The sequence below is a fragment of the Providencia sp. PROV003 genome, from assembly GCF_045040775.1.
In the GTDB taxonomy this organism is placed as follows: domain Bacteria; phylum Pseudomonadota; class Gammaproteobacteria; order Enterobacterales; family Enterobacteriaceae; genus Providencia; species Providencia huashanensis.
This window is the reverse complement of sequence record NZ_CP096369.1, coordinates 1,314,315-1,338,936: the sequence shown is the minus strand read 5'-3', so window position 1 is coordinate 1,338,936 and position 24,622 is coordinate 1,314,315. Positions and strand designations below refer to the sequence as shown.

The window sequence follows — 24,622 nt, the reverse complement described above, 5'->3', positions numbered from 1 at the left end:
TTTATCAGAAGATGGCTTTAAAATTACTGCCCCGGTAATGGCACTAAATCACTTTCAATATAACGTCGTACCAATGTTGCTAACGCAACCAGTGAATCAATATGCGTTCTTTCCCAACCATGGGAGCTATCTAAGGCAAAACATGCTAATGCAGCCCGAATATCCCACCCAGCATCAATAGCTGCCGCACTATCAGAACGGTAATGTTTAAATGTATCGCGCACATGAGGGATGTTATATTGCTGGCATAATTGCAGTAAGTGGCGCGTAATCGCTAAATCAAATGGCCCCGTTCTATCACGAAATGCCAATGTTAATGCGTCATCACGTGTTGTTTGATCAGGCGCTGAAACAGAATTATCAATCGCTAATAATTCCTGAACTTGCTCACCAAAGCCATGAGTCCCTCCAATCCCGACCTCTTCAGAAATCGTGAACATCAATTGGCAAGAAACAGCTGGTAGCACACCATCGTCCACTAGCGATTTTAATGCCGCTAACATCACCGCACAGCCTGCTTTGTCATCTAAATGACGAGAAACAATAAACCCATTGTCAATAAATTCAGGTTGGGCATCAACTGCCACCATATCCCCCACATTCAGACCATGAGATTGTAGATCTTCCGCACTATAACATGGGGCATCAAGGCGAATTTCTAAGTTATCCCAATCAGCCACTTGAGTATCCACTTCGGTATTAAAGCGGTGACCTGATGCTTTTAACGGTAGAATGGTGCCGCGATACTGGTGATTATCACCATACACGGTGACTCGAGCGCCTTCAGCAAAGCGCGCAGCCCAAGTGCCCGTATTACGTAACGCTAACCGCCCGTTAGGTTTGAGCTGAGTAACCATTGCCCCTAAGGTATCCAAATGGGCTGCAAGTGCCCGTTTGGGTTCATCATTACCGAATGTAATATATAACACTCCACGGCGCGTATACTGCGGTGTAAAACCCAACTCAGTCAACCATTGGTGCGTTTGTGCGACCGCTTTCTCAGTCATACCCACCGGGCTAGGTGTACATAAAAGTGTCTTTAATACTGAGGTTAGATATGCTTTATCTATCATTATGTTACCTATCTTCACTTAAAAAACGTTCTTGCAGTGTGGCTTGTAGAGCCAACATTGCTTGCTCGGCATAATTCATGTGCTCTTCCATCACCGCCTGTACCTTAGCGGCATCTTTACGGCGTAATGCCTCTATTAATTGATACTGATATTCAATGCCTTGGCATCTATCTACTGGTTCGGGTTTCAGGTAAATGTCTTTACAAACCGCTAAATCTTTAAGTAAACGCTGTAAAAAATGGCAGATAAACACTAAGAGAACATTATCAGAGTAACTGGCAACGACGGCATGGAAATCCAACTCTGCCATTCGCTGTTGCCAGCGTTCCTCTTCATTAGCAGGCTCATGGTCGTAAATCGCAATGGTGTCATACAGTTTTTGAATTCCCGCATTATCGATATTATCAATGGCACTCACTGCAACAACTGGCTCTAATAATTTACGCAATGTATAGATATCTTTAATGGAAATATCTCGCGTGAATAAATAGTTTGATAACAAGCTCATCGCACGGGATTCGGTCATTGAATCAATAAACGCCCCCCCGCCTGGGCCCGTTTTGGTTTTAATTAACCCCTGCACTTCCAATGATTTTAAGGCTTCTCTTACCGTGCTTTTACTCGCGCTATAACGCTCAATTAGCTCTTTTTCTTGGGGTAAGCGGTCACCCGGTATCAGGTTATCCGCCATAATCGTTTCTTTTATCGCATTAACAATTTCATCAGTACGTTTAATGCGAACTGGCTCGATAGCCGCTGTCTTATCCGTGCTCATATTAGGACCCCAACTGATTTTAAATATATTTCTAAGCTTCAACGCGAATACGCGGCGCACTCGCCAGTAAGTTACGAGTGTAGTCGTGTTCTGGTGCCGCAAATAAGTCACAAGTATCACGACATTCTAGCAAATCCCCTAAATAGAGTACGGCCACCCTATCTGCTATAGACTCTACCACCGCCAGATCATGGCTAATAAATAAGTAAGACAGTGAAAACTGTTGCTTTAGTTCTTCGAGTAACAACAAAACTTGGGCTTGTACTGACACATCCAATGCGCTCACAGGCTCATCAAGAACTAAGATTCGCGCATCTGCGGCAAGCGCTCGCGCAATCGCTAAGCGCTGAGCTTGCCCCCCTGAAAACTCGTGAGGGTAACAGGCTAATGCATCCATTGGCATATGGACAGCCTCAAGCAATTCAGCCAACCGCCCGTGTCTTTGTGTTTGATTCATATGCTTTAAATATTTTAAAGGCACCGACAATGTTTCACCGATGGTTTTGCGTGGATTTAAAGAAGCAACAGGGTCTTGGAATACATATTGAATAGCTTGACCGAAAGCACGAGCCCCCTGTTTTTGCCACTGAGCACGAGTTTGCCCGAGTACCGTAATGTCGCCTGAGGTTTCTTTCTCTAACCCAACTAGAATACGGGCTAAAGTGCTTTTCCCTGAGCCGCTTTCCCCTACGACGGCTAACGTTTCCCCTTCGTACAATGACAATGAAATATTTTTCAGCGCCTGAACTTCTCTCCCTCGGGGATGAAATAAGCTGCGAGGGTGACCAAAGGTTTTCACCAGTTGATTAACGTCAATAACCTTGTTCATTAGGCCTCCTGTGCGGAATTATTTCCATAAAGCTGCTCAACCTGAGTCAAAAACGCTCTACCCTCCCCCAATTTTGGAACACTGGCTATCAGCCGCTGTGTATAAGGGTGCTGAGGTTGCTGTAACACGTCTTGTGTATTACCGGTTTCTACGATAACGCCCTGCTGCATAACGGCCACTCGGTCACAAATTTGGTTAATCACCGCAAAATCATGAGTAATAAATAACAATGCTACCCCTCGTTCACGACGTAGTTGATCGAGCAATTCTAAAATTCGCGCTTGTACGGTGACATCTAGTGCGGTTGTCGGTTCATCGGCAATAATCAAAACAGGGTCATTCGCTAATGCCATCGCAATACCAACTCGTTGGCGTTGCCCACCGGATAACTCATGAGGATAAGCATCAAAACGCTCCGCTGCATCCGGTATACCGACGCTATCAAGTAGTTCAATCGCTTTCATTTTGGCATCATAACTCGATAACGCTTGGTGAGCCGTGATCGCTTCACGAAGCTGTACACCCACGGTAAATTGGGGGTGTAACGTAGTCAGAGGATCTTGGAAAATATATGACACCTTAGCACCACGGCGTCTTTGCATAACGGATAAAGGTAAAGACAACATTTCTTCATGCTCAACATAGATGCCACCTGCGGTGATCACCGCGGGCGGCGAAGCCAAAAGCCCCATAACAGATAATGCAGTTACACTTTTCCCTGAACCACTTTCACCAATTAACCCCAAACATTCCCCCGCACCAACATTAAAGCTAATACCTTTAACGGTAGGCCGTAATTGCCCCCCCTGACGAAAGGCGACAGAAAGGTCTTTAACTTCCAATATCGCCTGTTTTCCCTCGGTTTTGGCAGGAATATTTATACGGTCTGTTTGTGTCATCGGTTGTGAACGATGTAAGGCACCTGATTTTAGGCGAGGGTCAAGGATGTCACGTACCCCATCCCCCAGTAAGTTAAAGCTAATCACAATCAGGAAAATCATAATTCCAGGAACCAGAGCAACATGTGGTGCAACAAACATCTGAGCACGCCCTTGACCTAGCATCGACCCTAAATCAGCATTCGGCGGCTGGGTTCCTAATCCTAAAAATGACAAGCCAGCGGTTTCTAAAATCATCCACCCGATGGTCGTCGACATTGTGACAACAATGATTGGCAATACATTCGGTAAAACCTCAGTCAGTAAGACCTGTAAATGGTTTTTACCTGATAACCTTGCGGCCTGAATAAAGTCTCTATCTCGCAGCCCAACCGTTAACCCACGGATATTTCTCGCAAAAAAAGGAATATTCACTAATGCGATAGCATATAGCGCATTTAATAAACCGGGGCCAAGTACAGCTACAATCGCTAACGCTAATAGGATATATGGAAATGCCATCAACATATCAATACAGCGCATCAATAAGGTATCAGTTCGGTGGCCCACATAGCCGGCGATTAAACCAATTAGGGTTCCAAGTATTGCAGCGATTAACGTCGCTGAAATACCCACCATCAGCGAAACACGAGTTCCCCACAATAATCGAGACAAGATATCCCGCCCTAAATGGTCAGTGCCTAATATATGCCCCGGTGAAAAAGCTGGGAGCAAGCGGTTCACTAAGTCCGTTTCATCTGGATTAGCCAAAGGCAACCAAGGCGCAAGCAAGGCAAGTAGCATAATAACGGTTAAAATAAACAGCCCTAGTGTCGCAAGGCGATTAGCGAGCAATAAAGAACCTATTGATTGACGATGACGATGTTGAATAACTGGGGCGGTATTATGACTCATGATTTCAACCTCGGATCTAACATTGCTTGCACCACATCAGCCAGCAAATTGATAAACACATAGGACGCAGCAGCAATTAACACGCCCCCTTGCACTAAAAATAAATCACGGGTAGCTACCGCTTTGACCAACATTGCCCCTAAGCCCGGCCATTGAAAAACCGTTTCAATATAAACCGCACCACCAAACACAAACCCTGCCTGAATACCAATAACAGGGATCACCGATACCAATGCCATACGAAATGCATGGCGGAAAATGACTTTGCGTTCACTCAACCCTTTTGCGCGTGCAGTACGAATAAAATCAAGGCGTAGAACCTCTAACATTGCTGTTCGCGTCAAACGCGCTATCACGCCTGTCGCAACTAGCGAAAGGGTTATTGCGGGTAAAACAAGGTGATGCAATAAGTCGCGAAAGCCGCCACCCTGCCAAATATCATACATTCCTGATGCGGGGAACCATTGTAGCTGTACCGAAAAAAGCATGATCATCAACAACCCAATCCAAAAGGATGGCATTGAAATACCGAGTAAAACTGCCAATGTGATCGTCCTATCACTCCAACTAAATTGACGGATCGCAGAAATAATCCCAGCTAATAGCCCCAGCACTGAGCTGAGCAATAACGCACTTCCCCCCAAAATTAAGGTGGCAGAAAAACGCTCAAGGACCTCATCAACCACAGGACGATTCAGCACAAAAGAACGCCCTAAGTCCCCTGAAATCAAATTATTCATCCAAATAAAATACTGCTGATATAACGGTTTATCTAAACCAAGCTCAGTTTTCACTCGAGCCACGTTCTCTGGTGTTGCCCAAGGCCCAAGCAATGCTTGAGCTGGCTCCCCAGGGATCATTGCCATGATAAAAAAGACAATTAATGTTAGACCAATCAGTATGGGTATCGTCGCTAACAGGCGTTTAAAGCAGTATAACCACATAGTTTTTCCCCATAAAATCTATTAACCAACTGAAAATATTCACGTTAATTAATCTTTGCGAACATCTTTAAGTAATAAATTAAAATTCGGCTGCAATTTAAAATGTTTAACATGCTCATTCGCGACTGCATTTTGCTTCCAATTAGCAACAAACAGCCAAGGCGCATCTCGGTGAACAATTTTTTGTACTTGTTTATACAGTTGAGCGCGTTCTTCAAGGTCATTCGTGACTCTCGCTTTATCTAACAACCTATCAAGTTGTTGATTACTGTAATAACCGGAATTAAAGCCGCCTTTATCGGGCCAAGATGCAGAATGTAAGGTTAGGAACGGCAAGGTATCAGGGTCATTCGTCATCCATGCCATTTCAGCCATGTGGGCTTGCTGTAAGCCTGAATTAACTTTAGATAAATAGGTATTCCACTCAAAGGTTTGAATTTCAACAGATAACCCAACAGCTTTGAGGTCTGCTTGGATTGCGGTTGCCATCGGGATAGGGTCTAACATACCTGAGCCCCCTTCCGTAACATAAAAAACAATTTTTTGCCCTTGTGCTCCCGCTTCTGCAATTAATTGCCGCGCTTTTTCAGGGTCATAAGGGTAAGCCTCTGTTTCTTGGTCAAACGCCCAGTCAAAAGCAGATGGAATAGGCCCTTCAGCCACACCAGCTGAGTCTTGGAGAATATACTTAACGATATTTTGCTTATTAACCGCATAATTTACCGCTTGCCTTACACGCACATCATCAAAAGGAGGTTGTGATGCATTTAGCATCACGTACCACACATGTGGCCCTACGGCTTCATAAACCTTAAAACGCTCATCCTTGATAAATAAAGGGACGTTATCCGCGGGCACTTCAACCATCGCGTCAATCCCACCTGATAGCATTTCTGCTACCCGTGTATTGGCGTCAGTTATTGGTCGGAAAACCACATTTTTTAAGTGTGGTTTTCCATCCCAATACTGCTCATTTGCCGAGACCACAACACGCTGGTTTGCCGTCCATTCGTCAAATTTAAACGGCCCTGTCCCGCTTGGATGACGACTAAAGTCCTTGTCATATTGCTTGACGGCTGCCGGTGACACAATCAGCCCTGCGGGGGTAGCTAAATTTGATAAGAACGGTGCAAATGGCTCTTTTAAGGTAAATACCACCGTTAAATTATCTGGGGTGGTAATTTTATCTATCGCAGAGAAAAAAAATGATAAAGGAAATGGACCAGTATGATAGTAAGGATGTTGGCTATCTAGCATGCGGTCAAACGTAAATTTAACTGCCTGCGCATCAAACGCACTACCATCATGGAACTTGATGTTTTCACGTAAATGAAATGTGTAAGTCAAACCGTCATCGCTGACTGACCATGACTTTGCCAATGCAGGTTCAAGTGTCAATGTACCATCGGCATTGCGAACTAACCCTTCGTATATATTCACGAGTATCCGAGAATCATTGGCCGCAGTCGCCACTTGCGGGTCGAGTGATTGCGGCTCCGCAACCTGCCCAAGCAATAGTACATCACTATGGTTTGCCGCCAATGTCGGTGTAGAAATAAAGCAGAAAAACCAAAAACTGGCTATCCACCTGCATAAACGCATCCTCATACGGCCCTCCCCGAGCGTTGACATTGCTATGTGATTTTTAAATGTGATTTGTGTCAATTTTGTTAATTATTTTATCTTTTATCCTATTTATGATGATAAATTATGTTTCACGCAACAATTTATAATGATAAATTTGATCGATGTCTAATTTATGAGGTGTGAAATGACATTTTCAATTGTGGCTCACTGTCCGCAAACAGGGAAAATTGGCGCAGCAACAGCAACAGGCGGGCCCGCTGTCGGTGCCCTTGTTTTGCATGGTGCAAGCCAAGTGGGAGCTATCGCAACCCAAGCCATGACCAACCCGATAGCAGGTTTAAAAGGTATTGAACATTTACGGCTTAGTGACCACGCCAAACAGAGCTTAGATTTCCTTCTGATGGAAGATACCAACAGTGAATTACGGCAACTGATCATTATTAATAAATATGGGGAAAGTGCAGACTGGACAGGAAGTAAATGCTTACCTTGGTGTGGTAGTTTGTCTGAAAAAAACTTCGCTACAGCAGGGAATATGCTAACCGGTGAGCAGGTTCTTCAAGCAATACACCAAAGTTATCAGCAAAACTCACATCTTGAGCTTGCAGACAGGCTATTACTCGCCATGCAAGCAGGGGCAAATGAAGGTGGTGATTACCGTGGGATACGCTCTGCTGCATTAAAAATATGGAATAACCGGCAGTATGCAGATATTGATATTCGCTGTGACTGGTCAGAAACCCCGTTAACTGAGCTTTATTTGGTCCTTCAACAGGTTCGTTCCGAGGATTATGCTAATTTCTTTGCTCAAATCCCAACTGGGAATGAATATAAAACTGAAAATTAACATCACGATGGTGTATATTAACTAATAATGTAAATATTCTTAATAATATACACCCAGTAATTAAATGTATATTTAATATTCTAATTACATCTGCATCGTAATATAAATCCCCCAACGACATCAAAATTATCGCCAATTATTATTTAGTACAATTATATGTTTATTTTTATCAACCAGTTAAAATAAATTATTGTCTACATTTAGAATTATATTTTATTAACTAGCCTATCTGACTTATACGACAAGGTAATGTCTAATCTATAAAATAATTTTATCTTATTAAAATGAAATATTATTCTCCATTTAGAAAAACCAACAATAAATTAAATTAGACTCACCACGCCCATCATAAAATAAAATCATAAATATCAATTAATTAACTAAAACTTAAAAACAAAACAGTCCCACAAAGCTATATATTGATTGAAAGGTAACCATAAAGACTAATTAATAATCAACTGAACAAAAAATAGCTCATTCTTTTTAACTAAGCCTTTTTTTACATCATATTTGATTATTAGGACTTAAATGATATTTAGCATTTTCATCTACGATTAATAATTAACCTCTCGCTGATAATTAATTACTAATTATTCAACTTAAGCAAAATACCAATATTTACACCTGTACACTTTTAATGACATTTACATTTTTAAAATAAGAATTGATGTATAGATAAAATAGAGCTACTCGCGACAAACCCTTTACAGCACTGACTATATCAATTTACTTCACTTTTCATTTAATCGACAATTATTAACAAATGCTAACCCTACTTAACAATTTCAAAATATATGATAAGATCATTATCTCAATTTGAAATTATTTACTATATAAAAAACAAGATTGTTATTGAGGTTATAGATGAAAATCTCGAGAAGAAAGCTATTATTAGGGGTTGGTGCTGCTGGGGTTCTAGCAGGGGGTGCTGCGGTTGTTCCTATGATCAATCGTGAAGGTCGTTTCGAATCGACTAAATCACGAGTACCTGCGGTTGCAGGTACCGAAGGCAAACTACCGGAATCTGCTGATGCAGTTATTATCGGTGCTGGTCTTCAAGGGATCATGACGGCAATAAACCTTGCGGAAAAAGGTCTTAATGTTGTTATCTGTGAAAAAGGTGTTGTCGGTGGTGAGCAATCAGGCCGCGCATACAGCCAAATTATCAGTTACAAAACCTCTCCAGCAATTTTCCCTTTACACCACTATGGGAAAATTCAATGGCTCGGTATGAACGAAAAAATTGGTGCTGATACCAGCTACCGTGTTCAAGGCCGTGTTGAAGTTCCTTCAAGCGAAGAAGATTTAGAAATTTCAAGAGCATGGATTAAATCTGCTTCTGAAAACCCAGGTTTTGATACGCCATTACGTACCCGAATGATCGAAGGTACTGAGTTAGCTAATCGTCTAGTCGACGCTCAAACACCATGGAAAATTGGTGGGTTTGAAGAAGACTCAGGTAGTCTAGACCCTGAGGTTGTCACCCCAACCATGGCTAACTACGCTAAATCAATTGGTATTCGCATCTATACCAACTGCGCAGTACGCGGTATTGAAACCGCAGGCGGCAAAATTTCTGATGTTGTCACTGAAAAAGGCGCAATCAAAACCTCTCGTGTAGTTCTAACTGGTGGTATTTGGTCTCGTCTATTTATGGGCAACTTAGGTATCGACGTTCCAACGCTGAACGTTTACCTGTCACAACAACGCATTACCGGCGTTCCGGGCGCACCGAAAGGCAACGTCCACTTACCTAATGGTATTCACTTCCGTGAACAAGCTGATGGCACCTATGCCGTTGCACCACGTATCTTTACCAGCTCTATCGTTAAAGACAGCTTCCTGTTAGGTCCTAAATTTATGCACCTGTTGCAAGGTGGTGAATTACCATTAGAATTCTCTATCGGTAAAGACTTATTTAACTCGTTCATGATGGCAACGTCTTGGAATTTAGATGAGAAAACACCATTTGAAGAATTCCGTACCGCGACCAATACACCAAACAATGATCACTTAGATGGCGTCCTAGAAAGACTGAGAAAAGAATTCCCAGTATTTAAAGAATCTAAAGTGGTTGAACGTTGGGGTGGTACGGTGGCACCAACGGATGATGAAATTCCAATTATTTCAACAATCGAACAGTACCCAGGTCTGGTCATCAACACCGCAACAGGTTGGGGTATGACTGAAAGCCCAGCATCTGGTCGATTAACGGCAGAACTATTAATGGGCGAAACACCATTTATCGACCCAACGCCGTATAAACTTTCTCGTTTTAATTAATAACCGAGAATACGCTTTTTTTTACTGGGATCTGCGAGTCAATGGAATTAAGCTAAACTTAAATTTAGTTTTAAATAACACTAACAGATCCTTTTTACTTTGATAATGTTAAGGAGTTTACATGCGCTATAAAACTTTATTGCTTTCTCTACCGTTAATTTTAGGGGTAGCGAGTGCAAATGCAGCTGAAGATGTTAAACGCGTTCCAGTGAAAGGATTTCCTATCTCTGAATCAGTAGAAATCAGCGCGGGCAATAGCCTTATTTTCCTAAGCGGAAAAGTCCCTTCAAAAATCTCTGCAGATGCTAAAGAAGGCGTTTTAGAGTCTTATGGTAATACCGAAGCACAGACAATCAACGTGCTAAAACAAATTCAAGCAAACCTAGCTGACATGGGTTTGACAATGAATGATGTTGTTAAAATGCAAGTATTCTTAGTTGGTGGTGAAGAAACTCAAGGCACTATGGACTTCGCTGGTTTCATGGCGGGTTATAACAAGTTCTATGAGTCTGAGAAAATTACTAATCTGCCAGCTCGTTCTACTTTCCAAGTCGCTAAGCTAGCAAACCCAGCTTGGAGAGTTGAAATTGAAGTTACCGCAGTTCGTCCAGCTGCAAAAAAATAAGTTATTCTAACGAGTAACAACACGATAATGGGGCATAACTTATTTATGCCTCGTTATATTTTCTTGTTCCTTCCCCTTTCCTTTCATCATACTTTTTCACTATCTTTCACAGATTGTCATCGTAATTTCCGCTATTTTAGGGTTTTGACAAACCATGTTATGCTTCACTGATTGATAGAAAAATAAAAAATATAAAAAGTTACTTATAAAGGCGCAATATGATCAGAGAGTCTCTTAAGATCCACGGGAAAAAGCAATTTGAAATAAAACAAAAAGTTTTATTTCCACGCAAATCTAAAGAGATCCGCTACCAAGTTGAAACATTTTTCTTTCTGCCTTCTTCATTGCAAGTTAACCCTGACTTATACACACCGTCAAACCTTCAACGTAGCCTCAAAAATTATATTCGCCTCAGCCCTCCTGCGATTAAACTGTCTGCCTCACCAGATGAAAACGGGGAGCTAAACGATTTAAAGCACTGGTTAGAACAATGTGACCCGCTGAATCCCCCATCGCTAGATGAGTATGAAAATAAACTAAAACGCTATGCGCTCACCATCAAGAAAACCGTGCGTCTCAATATCAAAATGGTCAGCAAAAACCCGCAGCGACAAACTCCCGAATATCTAACCGAGCTAGTTGCTGATATTGGGAAATGCCTAAACGCTTACCGTGCCTTGTTACCGCTTGCAGCTCATATAGAAGAAGCCATTCACTCCAATGCATTTTCCTATTGCGATGAGTTTATGACTTATTACACCATCAATTACTTACGTGGTTTATTGGCTGATAAACAAATACCGATACGTGAAGAAATACACCATTTTTGGTATCAAGAAATGCGTTACTTGAAGAAGCACTACCCTGATTGCTTTCCCAGTGACGAAACAGATGCTGAATTGGTTACCTACCGACGCAACCTATTAAAAAAATATATTAATCGCTATCTCTACTTAGAAATCCGCCATAAGCGCGGTTTACCGCTACTGTTGCATTCTATTTATGGTATTGCTGCGGCTATTTCGATGATTTTTGCCACGCTAATTGCCTTTCTTTGGCAGGGCAAATACGGTGCATTAAGTGCAAACTTATTTTTGGCTATGGTCATCGGTTATATTTTTAAAGATAGGCTAAAAGAAATCGGTAGGGAGCAATTGTACCGGCTCTTCCAAAAATGGATACCTGACAGGCAATTACGTATTTATCGCGAAGGCGTTAAAGCCCCTGTTGGGGTATGTAAGGAATCCTTTCGGTTTATCAGCGAAAACATGCTATCGCCAGATATTCGTGAAATGCGCCAGCAATCTCACTGGGTGAATTTGGTCAATGTACAGCGTATGGAAGATATTCTATATTATCGAAAGGACGTATTACTCCATAACCGCCATTCTGTTTTTGAGAAAAACCAGTCTTCTATTGCTGATATCACCCGCTTTAATATTTCTGACTTTTTGAAATACATTGATATTAGCTATGAAGAATTAACCGTTAATGAAGATGAACCCGCTATTATTGGTGAAAAGGTTTACCATATTTATCTCTGCCGCCGCGTCACCATTAACAAGAAAACTTACAATGAGCTGGCGCGTTTGGTAGTAAATGCTGATGGGATTAAACGCTTGGAAGTATTACAGTCTTTGGATTTATTAGCGACTGATGAAGATATTGAAATCACACCACAGTAATTTTCACTGCGAATATTGTAACCAATTGAGCTTGTAGCAAGGCGGATAGCGACGATATCTCGGGTCAGTATGTGACCCGAGTAGCTAAACCACTACCGCCTAAATGAGGACGAATATTTAGTAGTACAGCGCAATGAACTGATCATCAACTCGCTTTATATCCACTGGGGTATCAAAAATATCCTCAATAATATCTGATTTCATAATATCCTCAGGTTTACCATGATAAGACAGTTTTCCGTCTCTTAAGGCAACAATATAGTCAGAATATACCGAAGCGAAGTTAATATCGTGGATAACTAAAATAATAGTTTTCCCCAGCTCATCAGCCGCTTTGCGCAGCAACTTCATCATAATTACCGCATGTTTCATATCGAGGTTATTTAAAGGCTCATCAAGTAAAACATATTCAGTATCCTGACATAAAACCATTGCCACATAAGCCCGTTGGCGCTGGCCCCCCGATAGCTCATCTAAATAACGATGGCGTAAATTCGATAAATTAAGAAAAGAGAGTGACTCATCAATTTTCTTTTTATCCTCAATATTTAAACGACCTTTAGTGTAAGGATAGCGCCCAAAGCCAACTAACTCTTCAACAGTTAACCGACTGGCAAATTGATTTTCTTGGCGCAGTACTGACAAACATTTAGCTAGCTGATCACTTGGCGTTGTCGATACGTCTAACTCATTGACTTTGACATAGCCACCATCGTCTGGCACCAATAAGCGCCCAATAATCGATAATAGTGTTGATTTACCCGCGCCATTAGGGCCGATAATTGAGGTAATGCCGCTATTTTTAATTGATGTTGTCACGTCATCTAAGACTTTAGTACCCTGATAACTTTTCGATATCTGACTAATTTCAATCATACTAAAACCTTCTTAACACCATATAAATAAAGAATATCCCACCGACAAACTCGATAACAACCGATAATGTCCCTGCCATATTAAGGCCATACTCTAGGATTAATTGCCCACCAATCAGCGCTATTACCCCAAGTAAAAACGAAACAGGAAGTAAATAACGATGTTGGCTGCTACCACTCACCAAGTAAGCTAAGTTTGCTACCATTAACCCTAAAAAGGTCAGGGGCCCAACCAGTGCGGTCGAAACTGCAACTAATATTGAGATTAGCAATAAAATAACCGTTACTTGCTGACGATAATTAATACCAAGGTTCACCGCATTAGCTTGCCCTAATGCAATAACATCAAAACAATAGCGCATCCGCCATAGTAAGATACCCACCACGACTGTAATCAGTAATGTGAATAAAATCAGCTCCGGCGTCCCTTTAGTAAAGGTTGCAAACATACGACTCTGTAAAATAGAGAATTCATTAGGGTCCATCAAACGTTGTAGCAAGGTAGCCACGCTACGGAATAAAGTCCCTAAGATGATACCCACCATTAAAACTAGGTTGATATTCATTTTAACAGACACGAATAACCAGCGATAAAGCAGGACGGAGAACAACACTAATAATGTTGACTCTAATAAAAACTTACCTATATTCAGTAGCCAAGAGGCAGGAAAGCTATCTGTATAAAAGATAAAAATGGTTTGTAATAAAACAAATAAGGCCTCTAACCCCATGATAGAGGGCGTAAGTATCTTATTGTTTGCAACGGTTTGGAACAGAACCGTCGAAACCCCTGCGGCAAAAGCAACCACAACCATGGTTAGAACAATATACCCACGGTGCGGTAAAATATAAGCAAGATTACTGCCGAGATTTACCGTCATATAAAGAATGATAGATAACAGCGACAATGCCAGTAATATCCATATTCTTTGCAATGGTGTTACCCCTTTTTTGGGTAATGCCATTGATGAGTTAACTTTTTGCATAACGTTGCTGCTTCAACAATAAATATAAGAAAATCACCGCACCCACAACACCTAAAATCACACTCGCGGGGATTTCAAATGGGTAGCGAATTAAGCGCCCAATAATGTCGCACAGTAGCACTAAGCCCCCACCCGCAATACAGATCCACGGGATAGTTTTGCGAATGTTATCCCCCATCACTAAGCTGACAAGATTTGGAATAATTAAACCAAGGAAAGGTAAAGCCCCAACGACGACGACAACCACACCACTAATTAATGCGATGATGGATAAGCCAATTGTCATTACTTTGCGATAATTTAACCCAACATTAATCGAAAACTCACGCCCCATACCTGCAACGGTAAAACTATCGGCAATCCAGCAAGCAATTAGCGTAAGAATTCCTACTAGCCACAGCAATTCATAACGACCTTGGATAATGCTAGAGAAGTCCCCGCTCATCCATGCGCCTAGTGATTGCAACAAATCAAAGTAATAAGCCGTAAAAATAGTTAATGCACTAATGACTGCACCAAGCATAATCCCGACAAGCGGCACAATTAATGCAGATTTTAAAATAATTCTGCGTAAAAGTACCATAAACAGCATCGTCCCCATCAACGCAAACCCACTAGCAACCACCATTTTGGTCATAATACTTGCAGCAGGAAATAACACCATCACGACCAACAGACCTAAGCTCGCTGACTGTGTTGTTCCGGCTAAAGAAGGCTCGACAAAACGGTTTTGTGTGAGTAACTGCATGATGAGGCCTGCAACACTCATTGCACTGCCCGCTAAAATTAAAGAGAGAGTTCGAGGAATTCGGCTAATAAAAAAGATGTCTTGCATCTCTGGGTCGGTGAAAAGCGAAACGGGTGACACGTCACCCGCTCCAATAAACAAGCTTAATACCGCTAAAACCAATAACGCGATAATTCCACAAAAAAGATAAAGCGTTTTCATGGGTTATTTTGCTTGGCTCTTCTCTAACGCGTTATTGATGTCATCCATTAACTTAGAATAAGTCTGAATTCCGCCTGAAATATACACCGCTGTTGGGTCAAGGTAAGTAATTTGGCCTTTTTGCCATGCTGCTGTTTTTCTCACTAAAGCGTTATCTAATACTTCAGCAGCAGGTTGGGCGTCTGTTTTACCAATCGCGCTATCACGGTCGATAACAAACAACCAATCAGGGTTTAGTTTCACCAGTAATTCCGCATTCACAATATTACCATGGCGGCCCGTATTTTCTGTAAACACATACGCAGGTTCAAAACCTAGCACATCAAAGATAAAACCAAAGCGTGAACCTGGACCATAAGCAGAAATTTTACCGCCGCTAACCAAGATCACCATCGCTTTACCCGCTGTTGGTGCTTTAGTTTTAATACCCTCTATCTTATTATTGAAATTAGCAATCAGTTCTTTGGCTTTATCTTCTTTACCAAATAACATACCAAGTTCATTAGTACGCTCAGTTAAGCTACCAATAAAGTTTTTGTTATCAATATCTAATGAAATAGTTGGCGCTACACCGCTGAGTTTGTCATACGCATCTCGTGCACGGCTACCGCCTAAGATTAGGTCAGGTTTCGCATTACTGAGTGTTTCATAGGCAGGTTCAAATAATGTTCCCCCATTAACAAACTCAGAACCGCTATATTTGGTTAGGAAATCTGGGAAATGAACATTGGTTTGTGGAACACCGGCAACTGGTGCCCCGAGTGCATCCATAATGTCCAATGTTTCCATGTTCATCACCATGACTTTTTGCGGATGACGAGGAATTTCAGTTTTGCCTTGGGCATGTTCAATTGTGATAGTTTGTTGTTCTGCAACCTGAGTTGTTTCTGTCTTTTCTTTAGCGTTATCGCAACCAACTAATACTAAAGCAGATAACAAGGCAATACCTGAAACTAATGATTTTGCAAACATCTGATTTTCTCCATCCGTCTATAAAAATACTGATGATAAAATTCGGTGATTTAAAGATGGGAAGTATATTACACACAATCAAGCGCAAATGATATTAGTTTGCATTTGCATTCACTAAAAAATTGTCAGAACGCACAAAAACATCAATTTGACTGTTTCAATATTTTTTGCACATAAAAGAAGAGAATAAGTCCACGAGGGTAAATATTACAGAGGAAGTTTAAGTTAATAACAGATTGATTTTTATGATTAAATAAAAATAAATAGGTTGAATTTTCGACTGTAGTTGCTTAACTATTTCGATTACAGCAGACCACATAAACCTCAACTTCAACCTATTTACTATTAACAAGCATTAAAATGCTCATTATTGTATATCATCTAATTGACCATTTTCAGTGAGCTGAGAACTGATATCTTCAAGAAACCAATCAATGGGTGTCCTCATTAAAAATGAAAGTTTAAACAAATGAAATAAATCAATCTTAATTTTACCTCTTTCATAGCGAGAGATCTGCTGCTGACTGACACCTAACAATTGAGCTAACTGAAAGCCTGTATAGCCTAACTCCCGACGTTTTTCTAAGATCCTCTGACCTACCATATAATGGATTTTTTCACTACCGTTTTCTGAATACATATTTTCACCATTTATTAAGGTACAGTTAAAATAAGGGCTGCGGCACCATCAAACCTACCGGCTTCAACTCTGCCATTGGTGCCTAATACTGCTTTAAGGTTGACAGTACTTACTCCACCAGCGGGAATATGAATTTTGTAACCATTCTCTCCTAGAGTATTATTTGAGCCCAGATATAAATCAGCATATAAACTACCATCTGGGCGTAACTTCACATGACCATTAGTTACGTTAATCCCTGTAGCAATAACTAAAACGTCCATGTCCAAATTGCATGTCACATCAATATTCACTTGTTTTGTTTGACCTGCAAGATCTGCTTCACTAATGGAACCAAAGTTGATATCTGGGATCGTATTGTTGATCTTACAAGCTCCAATCGGTGGAGGCGCAATACCACATAATGAGCCGGGAATTAACCCACCCTTATCTGTAACCCCTTTTTGATCTTGGTAAAACAGCCCCACACACTCTTGATTATTCTGTAACCTAACTCCGGTATGAACAGCCCACTGAGCTGCTGGAGCTGTCGCCTTTGCCCAAACACCAGGTATATTCTGAACATCACGCATATACCGATACTTAGAAATTTCGGCCAACTCGACTGTTGCAGCCCCCGGTGTTCCAGCAGCTGTATGCTTATGGCTTATGGTGAGATAGCATGTCGGCCACCCATAACAAGGATTAAGCGTAGTTGGCAATTCAGGGTCCCAGCGAGCAATAACATACTTATAGTCTGCATCCCCATAACTTGGGCTATTACCGGGTCTTGATTCCGTGATATAGGAAAAAACAGAAGCTGATGCAGTAGATAAAAACATAACTGCACCAATTAATAGCGATAACAAAACTTTCATATTAGTCACAGCCTTATTATTCATAATCTAATTTAAACGTGGCCACTGCGCTATAAGGGCCTACTTTAATTGACTTATTTGTAATAGCATCTGGCTCACCTTTTAAATATGCATAGAACCGTAACTGATTAGAGCCATCTTGTAGGTTTATCTTCGAACCCTTTTGTTCGAGAGCTAACGGTGTCCTATCTGAGCTTTGTAGGCCAATGGCAAAACCAGAAGCGACACTGCTAGTCGATAAAGCCAAAAACCCTGGAAGCGCAAGATTAGGTGTCCCAGAGAAAGTCACTTCCACAGTTTTCCCGATGCTGATATCACAGTCAGCTAACTTAACCATAAATTCTTTGCCTGGAGTTTCACCATAGGCATAAAAGTTCTTCTCGGGTGTATCAAAAAAATCCATGGTGATGTTTTCATCACCGGGCAAAATAGTGCAAGGTTCTTCCACTAAATTACCTATAATTCTTAGGTTATCAGGTATAGCGAACGCGCTACTGATATTAATAAGTAGAGCACCAGCTACTGCACATTGAATTAATTTGTTCATTATTATTGGTACTCCGCTAGCAATGTCCCTGTTGCGGTAAAGCCTCCTTCAGGCAAAGTCACACCTAATTTTTTTACTGGTACAACTTCAAGAATTGGCGCTTGTCCATAGTCGATTTTAAGTGGTTTGTTTATTTCAAAGCCCAAACCATTTTGTGTAATACGCATGCCAAGATTCGGTATATTGGTTTGTAATGCTGATTTATCAAAATCTGTTGGCGTCCCAATGATCGTTAGCACTAAATCCCAACCTTTTAGGTTGTCTTCACATTTTAAGGCGTAGTTAATTGGCTTCGTAAAATTGACACCATCCACTTTATGTAAACCAATATCTTTATATTCAATAATATGCACTTTATTTTCAAACACAGTACAAGGTGGTGGTATGAGTAACGTGCCAGTAAACTCTACATCATCAGCCATAGCTGGACTTACTGATATAGTAAGTAAACTCATTAACAGAGGAATTTTTTTCATTATTTTTTGCATCATATTTTTCCTCACTGGTAATCGAGTTTAATAGTAACGCCAGCTTGAAAAGCTCCACCTTGAGTCAGTGGTTTCGATAAATCACGAACAGGTACCGCTTCAAATTGGGGGGCATTTGGATAAACAAATTTAATCTCTTCATTTAAATGAAGTTTATTCCCGTTATAACGAAAACCAATCCCTAGCCCTGGAATATTCGTTGCTACTGCTCCCGTTACGTCAAATATTGCGGGATTTCCTATTAAAGACATTTTCATTTGTGATGTTGGTCTTTTAGAACAATCAATATTATAATTAACTGGTTTTGCGTATGCTAAACCATCGATTCGCGTACTCATCACTTCTTTAAAATCGATTTTGATAATCTGATTGTTATTAATCACACAAGGTGGTGGCGCTAAAACAACCCCTGTAATGGGTATGGTTACCATACCTGGCGTTATTGTATTCCTTACGCTTGCTAATCCACTCATGCGCGAATCGGGCAACCCTGCATATGAAATTGACGTAAAAAATATCCCAGCAAGACATGGTGCAAGCAGGTATCGTTGCTTATTTAAATCACTCATAATCCACCTTAAAGTCCATTACGGCGCTGAAACTTCCTTCCGTCAGTTTTTCGGGAGTTCTCACTGGTGTAACAAAATACTGAAGCGTGCCCTGTGGTGAGTTTAGAAACTGCGGACGACCTTGGCTTCCCAATCTAATATCTTCTCTTTGCGCGTCAGTAATTTCTAATGCCAATCCTGAAACACCTTTTACACTCAACATTTCTGGAAAATGTTCGTCTGATACCGCAATAAATGAAACTGAAATCACTGGTTGCATAGCATCCCAAAGCGGTGTATCAGTTCTAACATCTCTCATTCGGCTTTCGGTACGAATGCAGTTTCTAAATTCTAAATTGAATGAAACAGGTTCCGCCCTATCCCCCGGTTTACGCAATGAGTAAGAAGGGATCTCCCCTAGAGACACTTCTTGGCGCATTGAATTAGTCACATCCATCGTGCAAGGTGCTTCTGTCATCATGCCATTGACTGTCAATTTTCCATGTAAACCATCGATATTCCAGCTATCAAGACTAGATGCAATCACTGGTGCAAAGCTAAATACGATAGCGCTAAACAGGAGAGTCCTTTTCATACGTTATTCCCCGTTATCTGTCAGTTGCAGACTCAACTTTGCAAGTTTTCCCTGTGCAACCAAACGTCAACTTAGGCCTACCACCGTAGTCGTTGATATACGTCAGAACAGGCTTTACACCCAGTGCACTTGCACTTCCTTTAAGTGTTCCGTTACTTTTTGGTGCTACCATTAATGGTTCAAATTGTTTGATCGTATCGCCCCCAACTTTTGAACTTGCATCTATAATAGTCACGAAATAAGCGGTTGGATTTGTTACCTCATACGTATCACCTTTACGGGTTAACGTAATCTTTTCCTGCCATGGGTTTTCTAAATCCGTACGTGTCGCATACAAGGCTTTTGGACGATAAAATAATTTAATCCGAGTTTGTAAAGCGATTTGTAATACGTTTGGTTCCTTACTACGTGGTGGAATTTCACGCAGGTTAAAATAATAAACACTCTCCCTATCCTGAGGTAATGTAGAAACATCAGGAAGAGACTGAATTTTAACTTGGCTGCTTTCCCCAGCCTCTATGCGCTGAACGGGGGGTAATACCGTTAATGGACTTTCAATTTTTTTACCATTAATATCTTCAATCCAACCTTGAGCTAAATAAGGTAGCTCCGTGTTTTCATTCTTAATGGTCAAGCTAATGGTTTTTTCGGCACCATTATAAATAATACGAGTTCTATCCAGTGCAATGGCCGCTATTGCTTGGCCACATAGCACTGTAGATAACGCAATTGTTGTAGTGAAAAATGCAATTTTTTTAATATTCATATGTACCAACTGTTTAAAAATCGAATAGCTCGGGTTACTCGGTATAATCTGTACTGTAAGCAATATCTGGTGGCTTCAATAACCAGCGCTGGCTAGGCTCCACACCTTGTTGGGCTGAAACTGGCTTATAAACTGGCGTCGATTGGCCAACCGGAACCGTTTTTGCAGGCAGATAACCGGGTTCAACGCTTGGGCTATTTGTACAAGGTAATAACAATGAGTTAAATTCTGCCCTCATAATGTTTTCTGGGATTTGGACTTTACATTGCACGCTTCCATCCCAATAAACATCGAGTTCCTCATTTGGATTCACACCAGAGATATAAACAGAGCCGTTATCTGTCACGATACCTAATTCTCTGTTCTTCTCATTTCTTACGGTTGCACCAAATGGTGGATAGCTACCATCCGCTAAAGCTAATCTCACCATTGTTTTCACGCCAGATAAAACTTCAAACTCGCGATAGGCAACTGCACCTTCAGTTAACGTAACCGTTTGAGATGTTCGAATCGCATTTACATTTTCAGGTAATTTAGTGACATCAATTCTGGTATTCGTACGATAGTAATCACTGATATCCGCTACTACCGCCTTACCGAAAATATTGGTTTCTGTATTTGGCCCAAAACCTTGGACCGGAACATTTCTGACACCTTCAGTGCCTACCATCACACGGCTTCCACCAGGGGTACTAATACGGTGTAATGCCGCACCGTGACCTGTAACCGTAGCCCCACCTTGCAAAGAAAGTGCTGCTGAAGAGGTATCACCATTGATATAACTTGTACTGGCGGTAACCGTTGCTAAATCAGCATAACGAGTGTAGAAACCATCAACGGTTCCACGGCCTCGGCTGCTCACCCCAGTTCCAACACGATAGTTCGTCTTGTCATCAACTGAATCGAAATAACTGACAGTATGTGAGTTGCCATCTTTCGTAATCATATTGTTATAACTAATTGAAGCTCTATCTGCCCAAGGGATAGATAAATTCATGTAGACGCCATCATCGTTATTTCTATTATCAAACTTGTTACGGAATGCCGTTAAACTTAAGTTAATATTTTTAAAACGACCAAGATCAAAATATTTAGCAATCGATAGGTTATAACGTTTTGCTGCCGGTTTATTCCAATAGGTCTCATGGCTATAGTTCAAATATGCAGTCAAATCCGCCGAGGTAAAATACTTATTAAAGGTAATCGTATACAACTCTTTACTGTTATCGAGTGCTACACCTCTATAGCGACGATCCAAGTATTGATTCATACTCATAAAGTCGCGTTCAGAGAATCGATACCCTGCGAATGTGACCTGACTGTCATAATCTTCAAAGCGTTTTGAATAACTTAACCGATAAGAAGCACCTGTATAAATTTTGTTTTCGGTTTTTAGTTTTGCGCGTGATTCTGTAATATCGAATGAGATTGCACCAAAGGCGAGTAAATCTCGACCAACCCCCAGTGATAATGCGTTATAGTCACCTGCAGTAAGCGCACCACCAAATAATGACCAACCGTTCGAAACCCCCCAGCTAAACTCCCCCGTAACAAACCCTTGGCCCTCAGTTTTATGCTCCATATTATTCGGTCGACCACCTGCGATCTTAAACAGCACAGAGCCTGGACGAGTTAAATAAGGAATAGAGGCGGTATTCATTTGGAATTCTTGTATGGAACCATCTTGCTCTTCAACGCGTACATCTAACTTACCGTTTACAGCATCATTTAGATCCTGAATACGAAAAGGCCCAGGAGCAACTTGGGTTTCATAAATAACACGCCCTTGCTGAGTGATAATCACTTTTGCGTTCGTTTTTGCCACACCAGTTACTTCAGGCGCATATCCACGTAAGTTTGGCGGCAACATTCTCTCATCAGAGACCAAGCTTGCCCCTAGATAACGGAATGAATCAAATAACCCTGAACGTAAAAATTGCTCACCCATCGTCAGCTTAGCGTTCAATTCCTTTACTGCACGATAAGCATAATATTGATTCCAATCCCATGTACGATTAGTCGACTGCCCATTAGTACGATTATAACTTGCTTGCCAATCCCCCCTAAAACGCCAAGCACCGAGGTTAAATCCAGTCGTACCATTACCTGTTAACGACTGGCTATTTGCTGAATCAGCAGGTCTTGTCACATTAGCATTCAAGTTATAGTCAAAAATTAGGGCAGGCACTCCCTCATCCCAGCGAGAAGGTGGCTCCCAGTTATCAGAGGTATACTCAAGGTATGCTTGAGGTATAGTAATCGAAACAGTTTCTTTTGCTAAAGAGCCAAGCATAGTCATACCTGGAACACTTTCTGAGATTAAACATTTCCCCTTATTATCAAACTGGATCTTTTTCTTCCACTCACTACGTAAAGCAATATGGTTAACGATATCAGGTGTTAAACAAGGTCTAGAAATACTCTCGTCATTAGGGTCAGCAATATAAGTAATATCAAAAGTTTCCGATAGATCACGGCCATTTAAGTTAATCTTAAATGGATATGTTCCTGGCATAACATAACCAACACGAGAGAATTCATTTAAGGAAATATTTTCTCTGTCCTGAATATCTAAAACATCCGTATTAAACTCAATACTATCATTATTTGCATTAGCTAAATTTAGCTGAGCAATGGCTATAAACACCATAGTAGCAACTGGCGTTAAAAAATAACTTACTGAGTTATTAAATACTTTATTTTTACTTTTAAATAGCAGAGCCATAATAGTCCCTTAGTAATAACTCAGTAATAATCCATCTTAAAACGGATAGTAGTCTGATAGTTTCCTGGTTTTAAACGCTTATTATTTGGCACGACTCGAACGTTATAATGCAGAATAGAATCACCCACAGTTATGGGTAAGCTAGGCATAGGTTTCCCAGGTATAGCAATATTTCCAGCCATGTCAGAAATTTTTATTGATAACCCATTTGCATGTCCGAAAACATCAAAATTGCGACTATCTGTCGGGCCATCAAATGTAATATTGAAAGTTTGCCAATTGGAGCTTCCAGGCGTTACCGGCGTTAGAACACAATTAATCAGATGAATAGAGAAATTACTTGCGGGGCTTTCTCTGTCATGAATTATTTGGCTAACTGGTACAGTCGTTATGCTAACTGATTGATCTCGGCTGTCTGCATCAATTGCACAAGGACTTTCAATGATTGAGCCGTCCATCGTCACAGTTCCTTCAAACTGGTTTTGTGCCCGAGAAATTTGACTTTGCGCACTTGCTATTGGGGCAAATATCATTCCTGAAAGCACCATGACAAATATGCCAAAGTGATTCATAGTGACTCCATTTCAACTTAATGACCTATTACAATTCATTAAAATTAAGGCCCATACATCCTTGTACGGGCAATACTTATTACTGGTAGCTCAGTGCAAATGTTGCAATTGCAGTAAACTCACCTGGTGTTGCAGGTTTAGCTTGGTCTGCATCGCCTTGTAAATACGCTTGGAAGTTCAGAGTATTTTTACCAGAGAATAAAACTTGAGATGGAGATTTCTCACCTAACTTGATTTTGTCACCGTTAGCATCAGTAATAACGATACCTGCGTTTTTCGCAGTACCAACGATAGCTAAACCATCAGGCACAGATGTACTTGGAGTACCAGTGAATGTAGTTTGTACAGATTTCATAACTGAAATGTCGCACTGCTCTAACTCAATTTTGAAATCGCTGGCAATACCTTTACCGCCATCTTTTAATGCAGCAGTAGAGATAGCACCTAAACCAACTTCTAAATTTAAAGACTCACTAGGGATTGAGCAAGGAGCATCAATGACAGAACCTTTAAAATTGATAACACCTGAGCCTTGGTTTGCAGCTGCAGAACCAGCAACAACAGCCATACCTAAACCTAATACTAAAGCAAGTTTATTTAATTTCATTTTATACATTTCCATTAGATAAAAAGACAACACAAATTAAAATAATGAGTTATC

Annotated in this window: 24 protein-coding genes; 4 read left to right on the top strand and 20 right to left on the bottom strand. The window is 40.9% G+C overall.

Annotated features, from left to right (window positions below; all coding sequences use genetic code 11):
- Positions 1–23: 23 nt before the first annotated feature.
- From M1F14_RS06120 to M1F14_RS06095, 6 genes are read right to left on the bottom strand one after another with little or no spacing between them, the layout of a single operon-like run.
- Positions 24–1,073: an osmoprotectant NAGGN system M42 family peptidase gene (locus M1F14_RS06120; RefSeq protein WP_048605980.1), complete on the bottom strand. Its 1,050-nt coding sequence runs from the start codon at positions 1,071–1,073 to the stop codon at positions 24–26.
- Positions 1,074–1,077: 4 nt separating this feature from the next.
- A complete protein-coding gene (locus tag M1F14_RS06115) occupies positions 1,078–1,848 on the bottom strand; it encodes a FadR/GntR family transcriptional regulator (protein ID WP_042845532.1) in 771 nt (256 codons plus the stop codon).
- Between the two features lie 31 nt (positions 1,849–1,879).
- The gene (locus tag M1F14_RS06110; protein ID WP_042845534.1) at positions 1,880–2,677 is read right to left on the bottom strand and encodes an ABC transporter ATP-binding protein; all 798 of its coding nucleotides are present in this window, start codon (positions 2,675–2,677) and stop codon (positions 1,880–1,882) included.
- Positions 2,677–4,470, bottom strand: a complete 1,794-nt coding sequence (locus M1F14_RS06105) for a dipeptide/oligopeptide/nickel ABC transporter permease/ATP-binding protein (RefSeq protein ID WP_042845535.1) — start codon at positions 4,468–4,470, stop codon at positions 2,677–2,679. The genes M1F14_RS06110 and M1F14_RS06105 overlap by 1 nt, the downstream gene beginning before the upstream one ends.
- Complete coding sequence (locus M1F14_RS06100) at positions 4,467–5,414, bottom strand: ABC transporter permease (RefSeq protein WP_042845538.1); 948 nt, start codon at positions 5,412–5,414, stop codon at positions 4,467–4,469. The genes M1F14_RS06105 and M1F14_RS06100 overlap by 4 nt, the downstream gene beginning before the upstream one ends.
- Positions 5,415–5,462: 48 nt before the next feature.
- Entirely contained in the window at positions 5,463–7,022 is a 1,560-nt protein-coding gene (locus M1F14_RS06095; RefSeq protein ID WP_042845539.1) for an ABC transporter substrate-binding protein, read from the bottom strand.
- A gap of 163 nt (positions 7,023–7,185) precedes the next feature.
- On the opposite strand from M1F14_RS06095, the gene M1F14_RS06090 reads away from it, so the two are divergent.
- The 4 genes from M1F14_RS06090 (at position 7,186) to M1F14_RS06075 (ending at position 12,441) form a co-directional block, all read left to right on the top strand.
- Positions 7,186–7,848: a DUF1028 domain-containing protein gene (locus M1F14_RS06090; RefSeq protein WP_048605979.1), complete on the top strand. Its 663-nt coding sequence runs from the start codon at positions 7,186–7,188 to the stop codon at positions 7,846–7,848.
- Positions 7,849–8,712: 864 nt separating this feature from the next.
- The gene (locus M1F14_RS06085) at positions 8,713–10,131 is read left to right on the top strand and encodes an FAD-binding oxidoreductase (RefSeq protein ID WP_042845542.1); all 1,419 of its coding nucleotides are present in this window, start codon (positions 8,713–8,715) and stop codon (positions 10,129–10,131) included.
- 121 nt (positions 10,132–10,252) lie between these two features.
- Positions 10,253–10,756, top strand: a complete 504-nt coding sequence (locus M1F14_RS06080; protein ID WP_042845544.1) for a RidA family protein — start codon at positions 10,253–10,255, stop codon at positions 10,754–10,756.
- Between the two features lie 218 nt (positions 10,757–10,974).
- Complete coding sequence (locus M1F14_RS06075) at positions 10,975–12,441, top strand: hypothetical protein (RefSeq protein ID WP_181468782.1); 1,467 nt, start codon at positions 10,975–10,977, stop codon at positions 12,439–12,441.
- A 117-nt stretch (positions 12,442–12,558) separates the two neighbouring features.
- On the opposite strand, the gene M1F14_RS06070 is transcribed toward M1F14_RS06075, so the two are convergent.
- The 14 genes from M1F14_RS06070 to M1F14_RS06005 all read right to left on the bottom strand — a co-directional run bounded on the left by M1F14_RS06070 (position 12,559) and on the right by M1F14_RS06005 (position 24,568).
- Positions 12,559–13,317 carry an ABC transporter ATP-binding protein gene (locus M1F14_RS06070; RefSeq protein WP_042845548.1) on the bottom strand — a complete coding sequence of 253 codons (759 nt, stop codon included), beginning with the start codon at positions 13,315–13,317 and terminating at the stop codon, positions 12,559–12,561.
- 1 nt (position 13,318) lies between these two features.
- Positions 13,319–14,302 carry an iron chelate uptake ABC transporter family permease subunit gene (locus M1F14_RS06065; RefSeq protein ID WP_042845549.1) on the bottom strand — a complete coding sequence of 328 codons (984 nt, stop codon included), beginning with the start codon at positions 14,300–14,302 and terminating at the stop codon, positions 13,319–13,321.
- A complete protein-coding gene (locus tag M1F14_RS06060; protein ID WP_042845551.1) occupies positions 14,289–15,251 on the bottom strand; it encodes an ABC transporter permease in 963 nt (320 codons plus the stop codon). Before M1F14_RS06060 ends, M1F14_RS06065 begins: the two co-directional genes overlap by 14 nt.
- Positions 15,252–15,254: 3 nt before the next feature.
- The gene (locus M1F14_RS06055; protein ID WP_042845553.1) at positions 15,255–16,223 is read right to left on the bottom strand and encodes a siderophore ABC transporter substrate-binding protein; all 969 of its coding nucleotides are present in this window, start codon (positions 16,221–16,223) and stop codon (positions 15,255–15,257) included.
- A 367-nt stretch (positions 16,224–16,590) separates the two neighbouring features.
- Positions 16,591–16,863 (bottom strand): helix-turn-helix domain-containing protein, encoded by a 273-nt coding sequence (locus M1F14_RS06050; protein ID WP_042845554.1) that lies wholly within the window; start codon positions 16,861–16,863, stop codon positions 16,591–16,593.
- 14 nt (positions 16,864–16,877) lie between these two features.
- On the bottom strand, positions 16,878–17,720 hold the full coding sequence (locus tag M1F14_RS06045; protein ID WP_181468783.1) for an adhesin: 843 nt from the start codon (positions 17,718–17,720) through the stop codon (positions 16,878–16,880).
- A gap of 16 nt (positions 17,721–17,736) precedes the next feature.
- Positions 17,737–18,267 carry a fimbrial protein gene (locus M1F14_RS06040; RefSeq protein WP_071548641.1) on the bottom strand — a complete coding sequence of 177 codons (531 nt, stop codon included), beginning with the start codon at positions 18,265–18,267 and terminating at the stop codon, positions 17,737–17,739.
- A 2-nt stretch (positions 18,268–18,269) separates the two neighbouring features.
- Complete coding sequence (locus tag M1F14_RS06035) at positions 18,270–18,758, bottom strand: fimbrial protein (protein ID WP_181468784.1); 489 nt, start codon at positions 18,756–18,758, stop codon at positions 18,270–18,272.
- Positions 18,759–18,766: 8 nt separating this feature from the next.
- A complete protein-coding gene (locus M1F14_RS06030) occupies positions 18,767–19,324 on the bottom strand; it encodes a fimbrial protein (protein WP_181468785.1) in 558 nt (185 codons plus the stop codon).
- Complete coding sequence (locus M1F14_RS06025; RefSeq protein ID WP_071548644.1) at positions 19,317–19,898, bottom strand: fimbrial protein; 582 nt, start codon at positions 19,896–19,898, stop codon at positions 19,317–19,319. The genes M1F14_RS06030 and M1F14_RS06025 overlap by 8 nt, the downstream gene beginning before the upstream one ends.
- 13 nt (positions 19,899–19,911) lie before the next feature.
- On the bottom strand, positions 19,912–20,664 hold the full coding sequence (locus tag M1F14_RS06020) for a fimbria/pilus periplasmic chaperone (protein WP_042845559.1): 753 nt from the start codon (positions 20,662–20,664) through the stop codon (positions 19,912–19,914).
- A 34-nt stretch (positions 20,665–20,698) separates the two neighbouring features.
- Positions 20,699–23,389, bottom strand: a complete 2,691-nt coding sequence (locus M1F14_RS06015; RefSeq protein WP_071548645.1) for an outer membrane usher protein — start codon at positions 23,387–23,389, stop codon at positions 20,699–20,701.
- 20 nt (positions 23,390–23,409) lie between these two features.
- Entirely contained in the window at positions 23,410–23,961 is a 552-nt protein-coding gene (locus M1F14_RS06010; RefSeq protein WP_048605971.1) for a fimbrial protein, read from the bottom strand.
- 79 nt (positions 23,962–24,040) lie between these two features.
- Positions 24,041–24,568: a fimbrial protein gene (locus M1F14_RS06005; RefSeq protein ID WP_042845562.1), complete on the bottom strand. Its 528-nt coding sequence runs from the start codon at positions 24,566–24,568 to the stop codon at positions 24,041–24,043.
- Between the last annotated feature and the right edge of the window lie 54 nt (positions 24,569–24,622).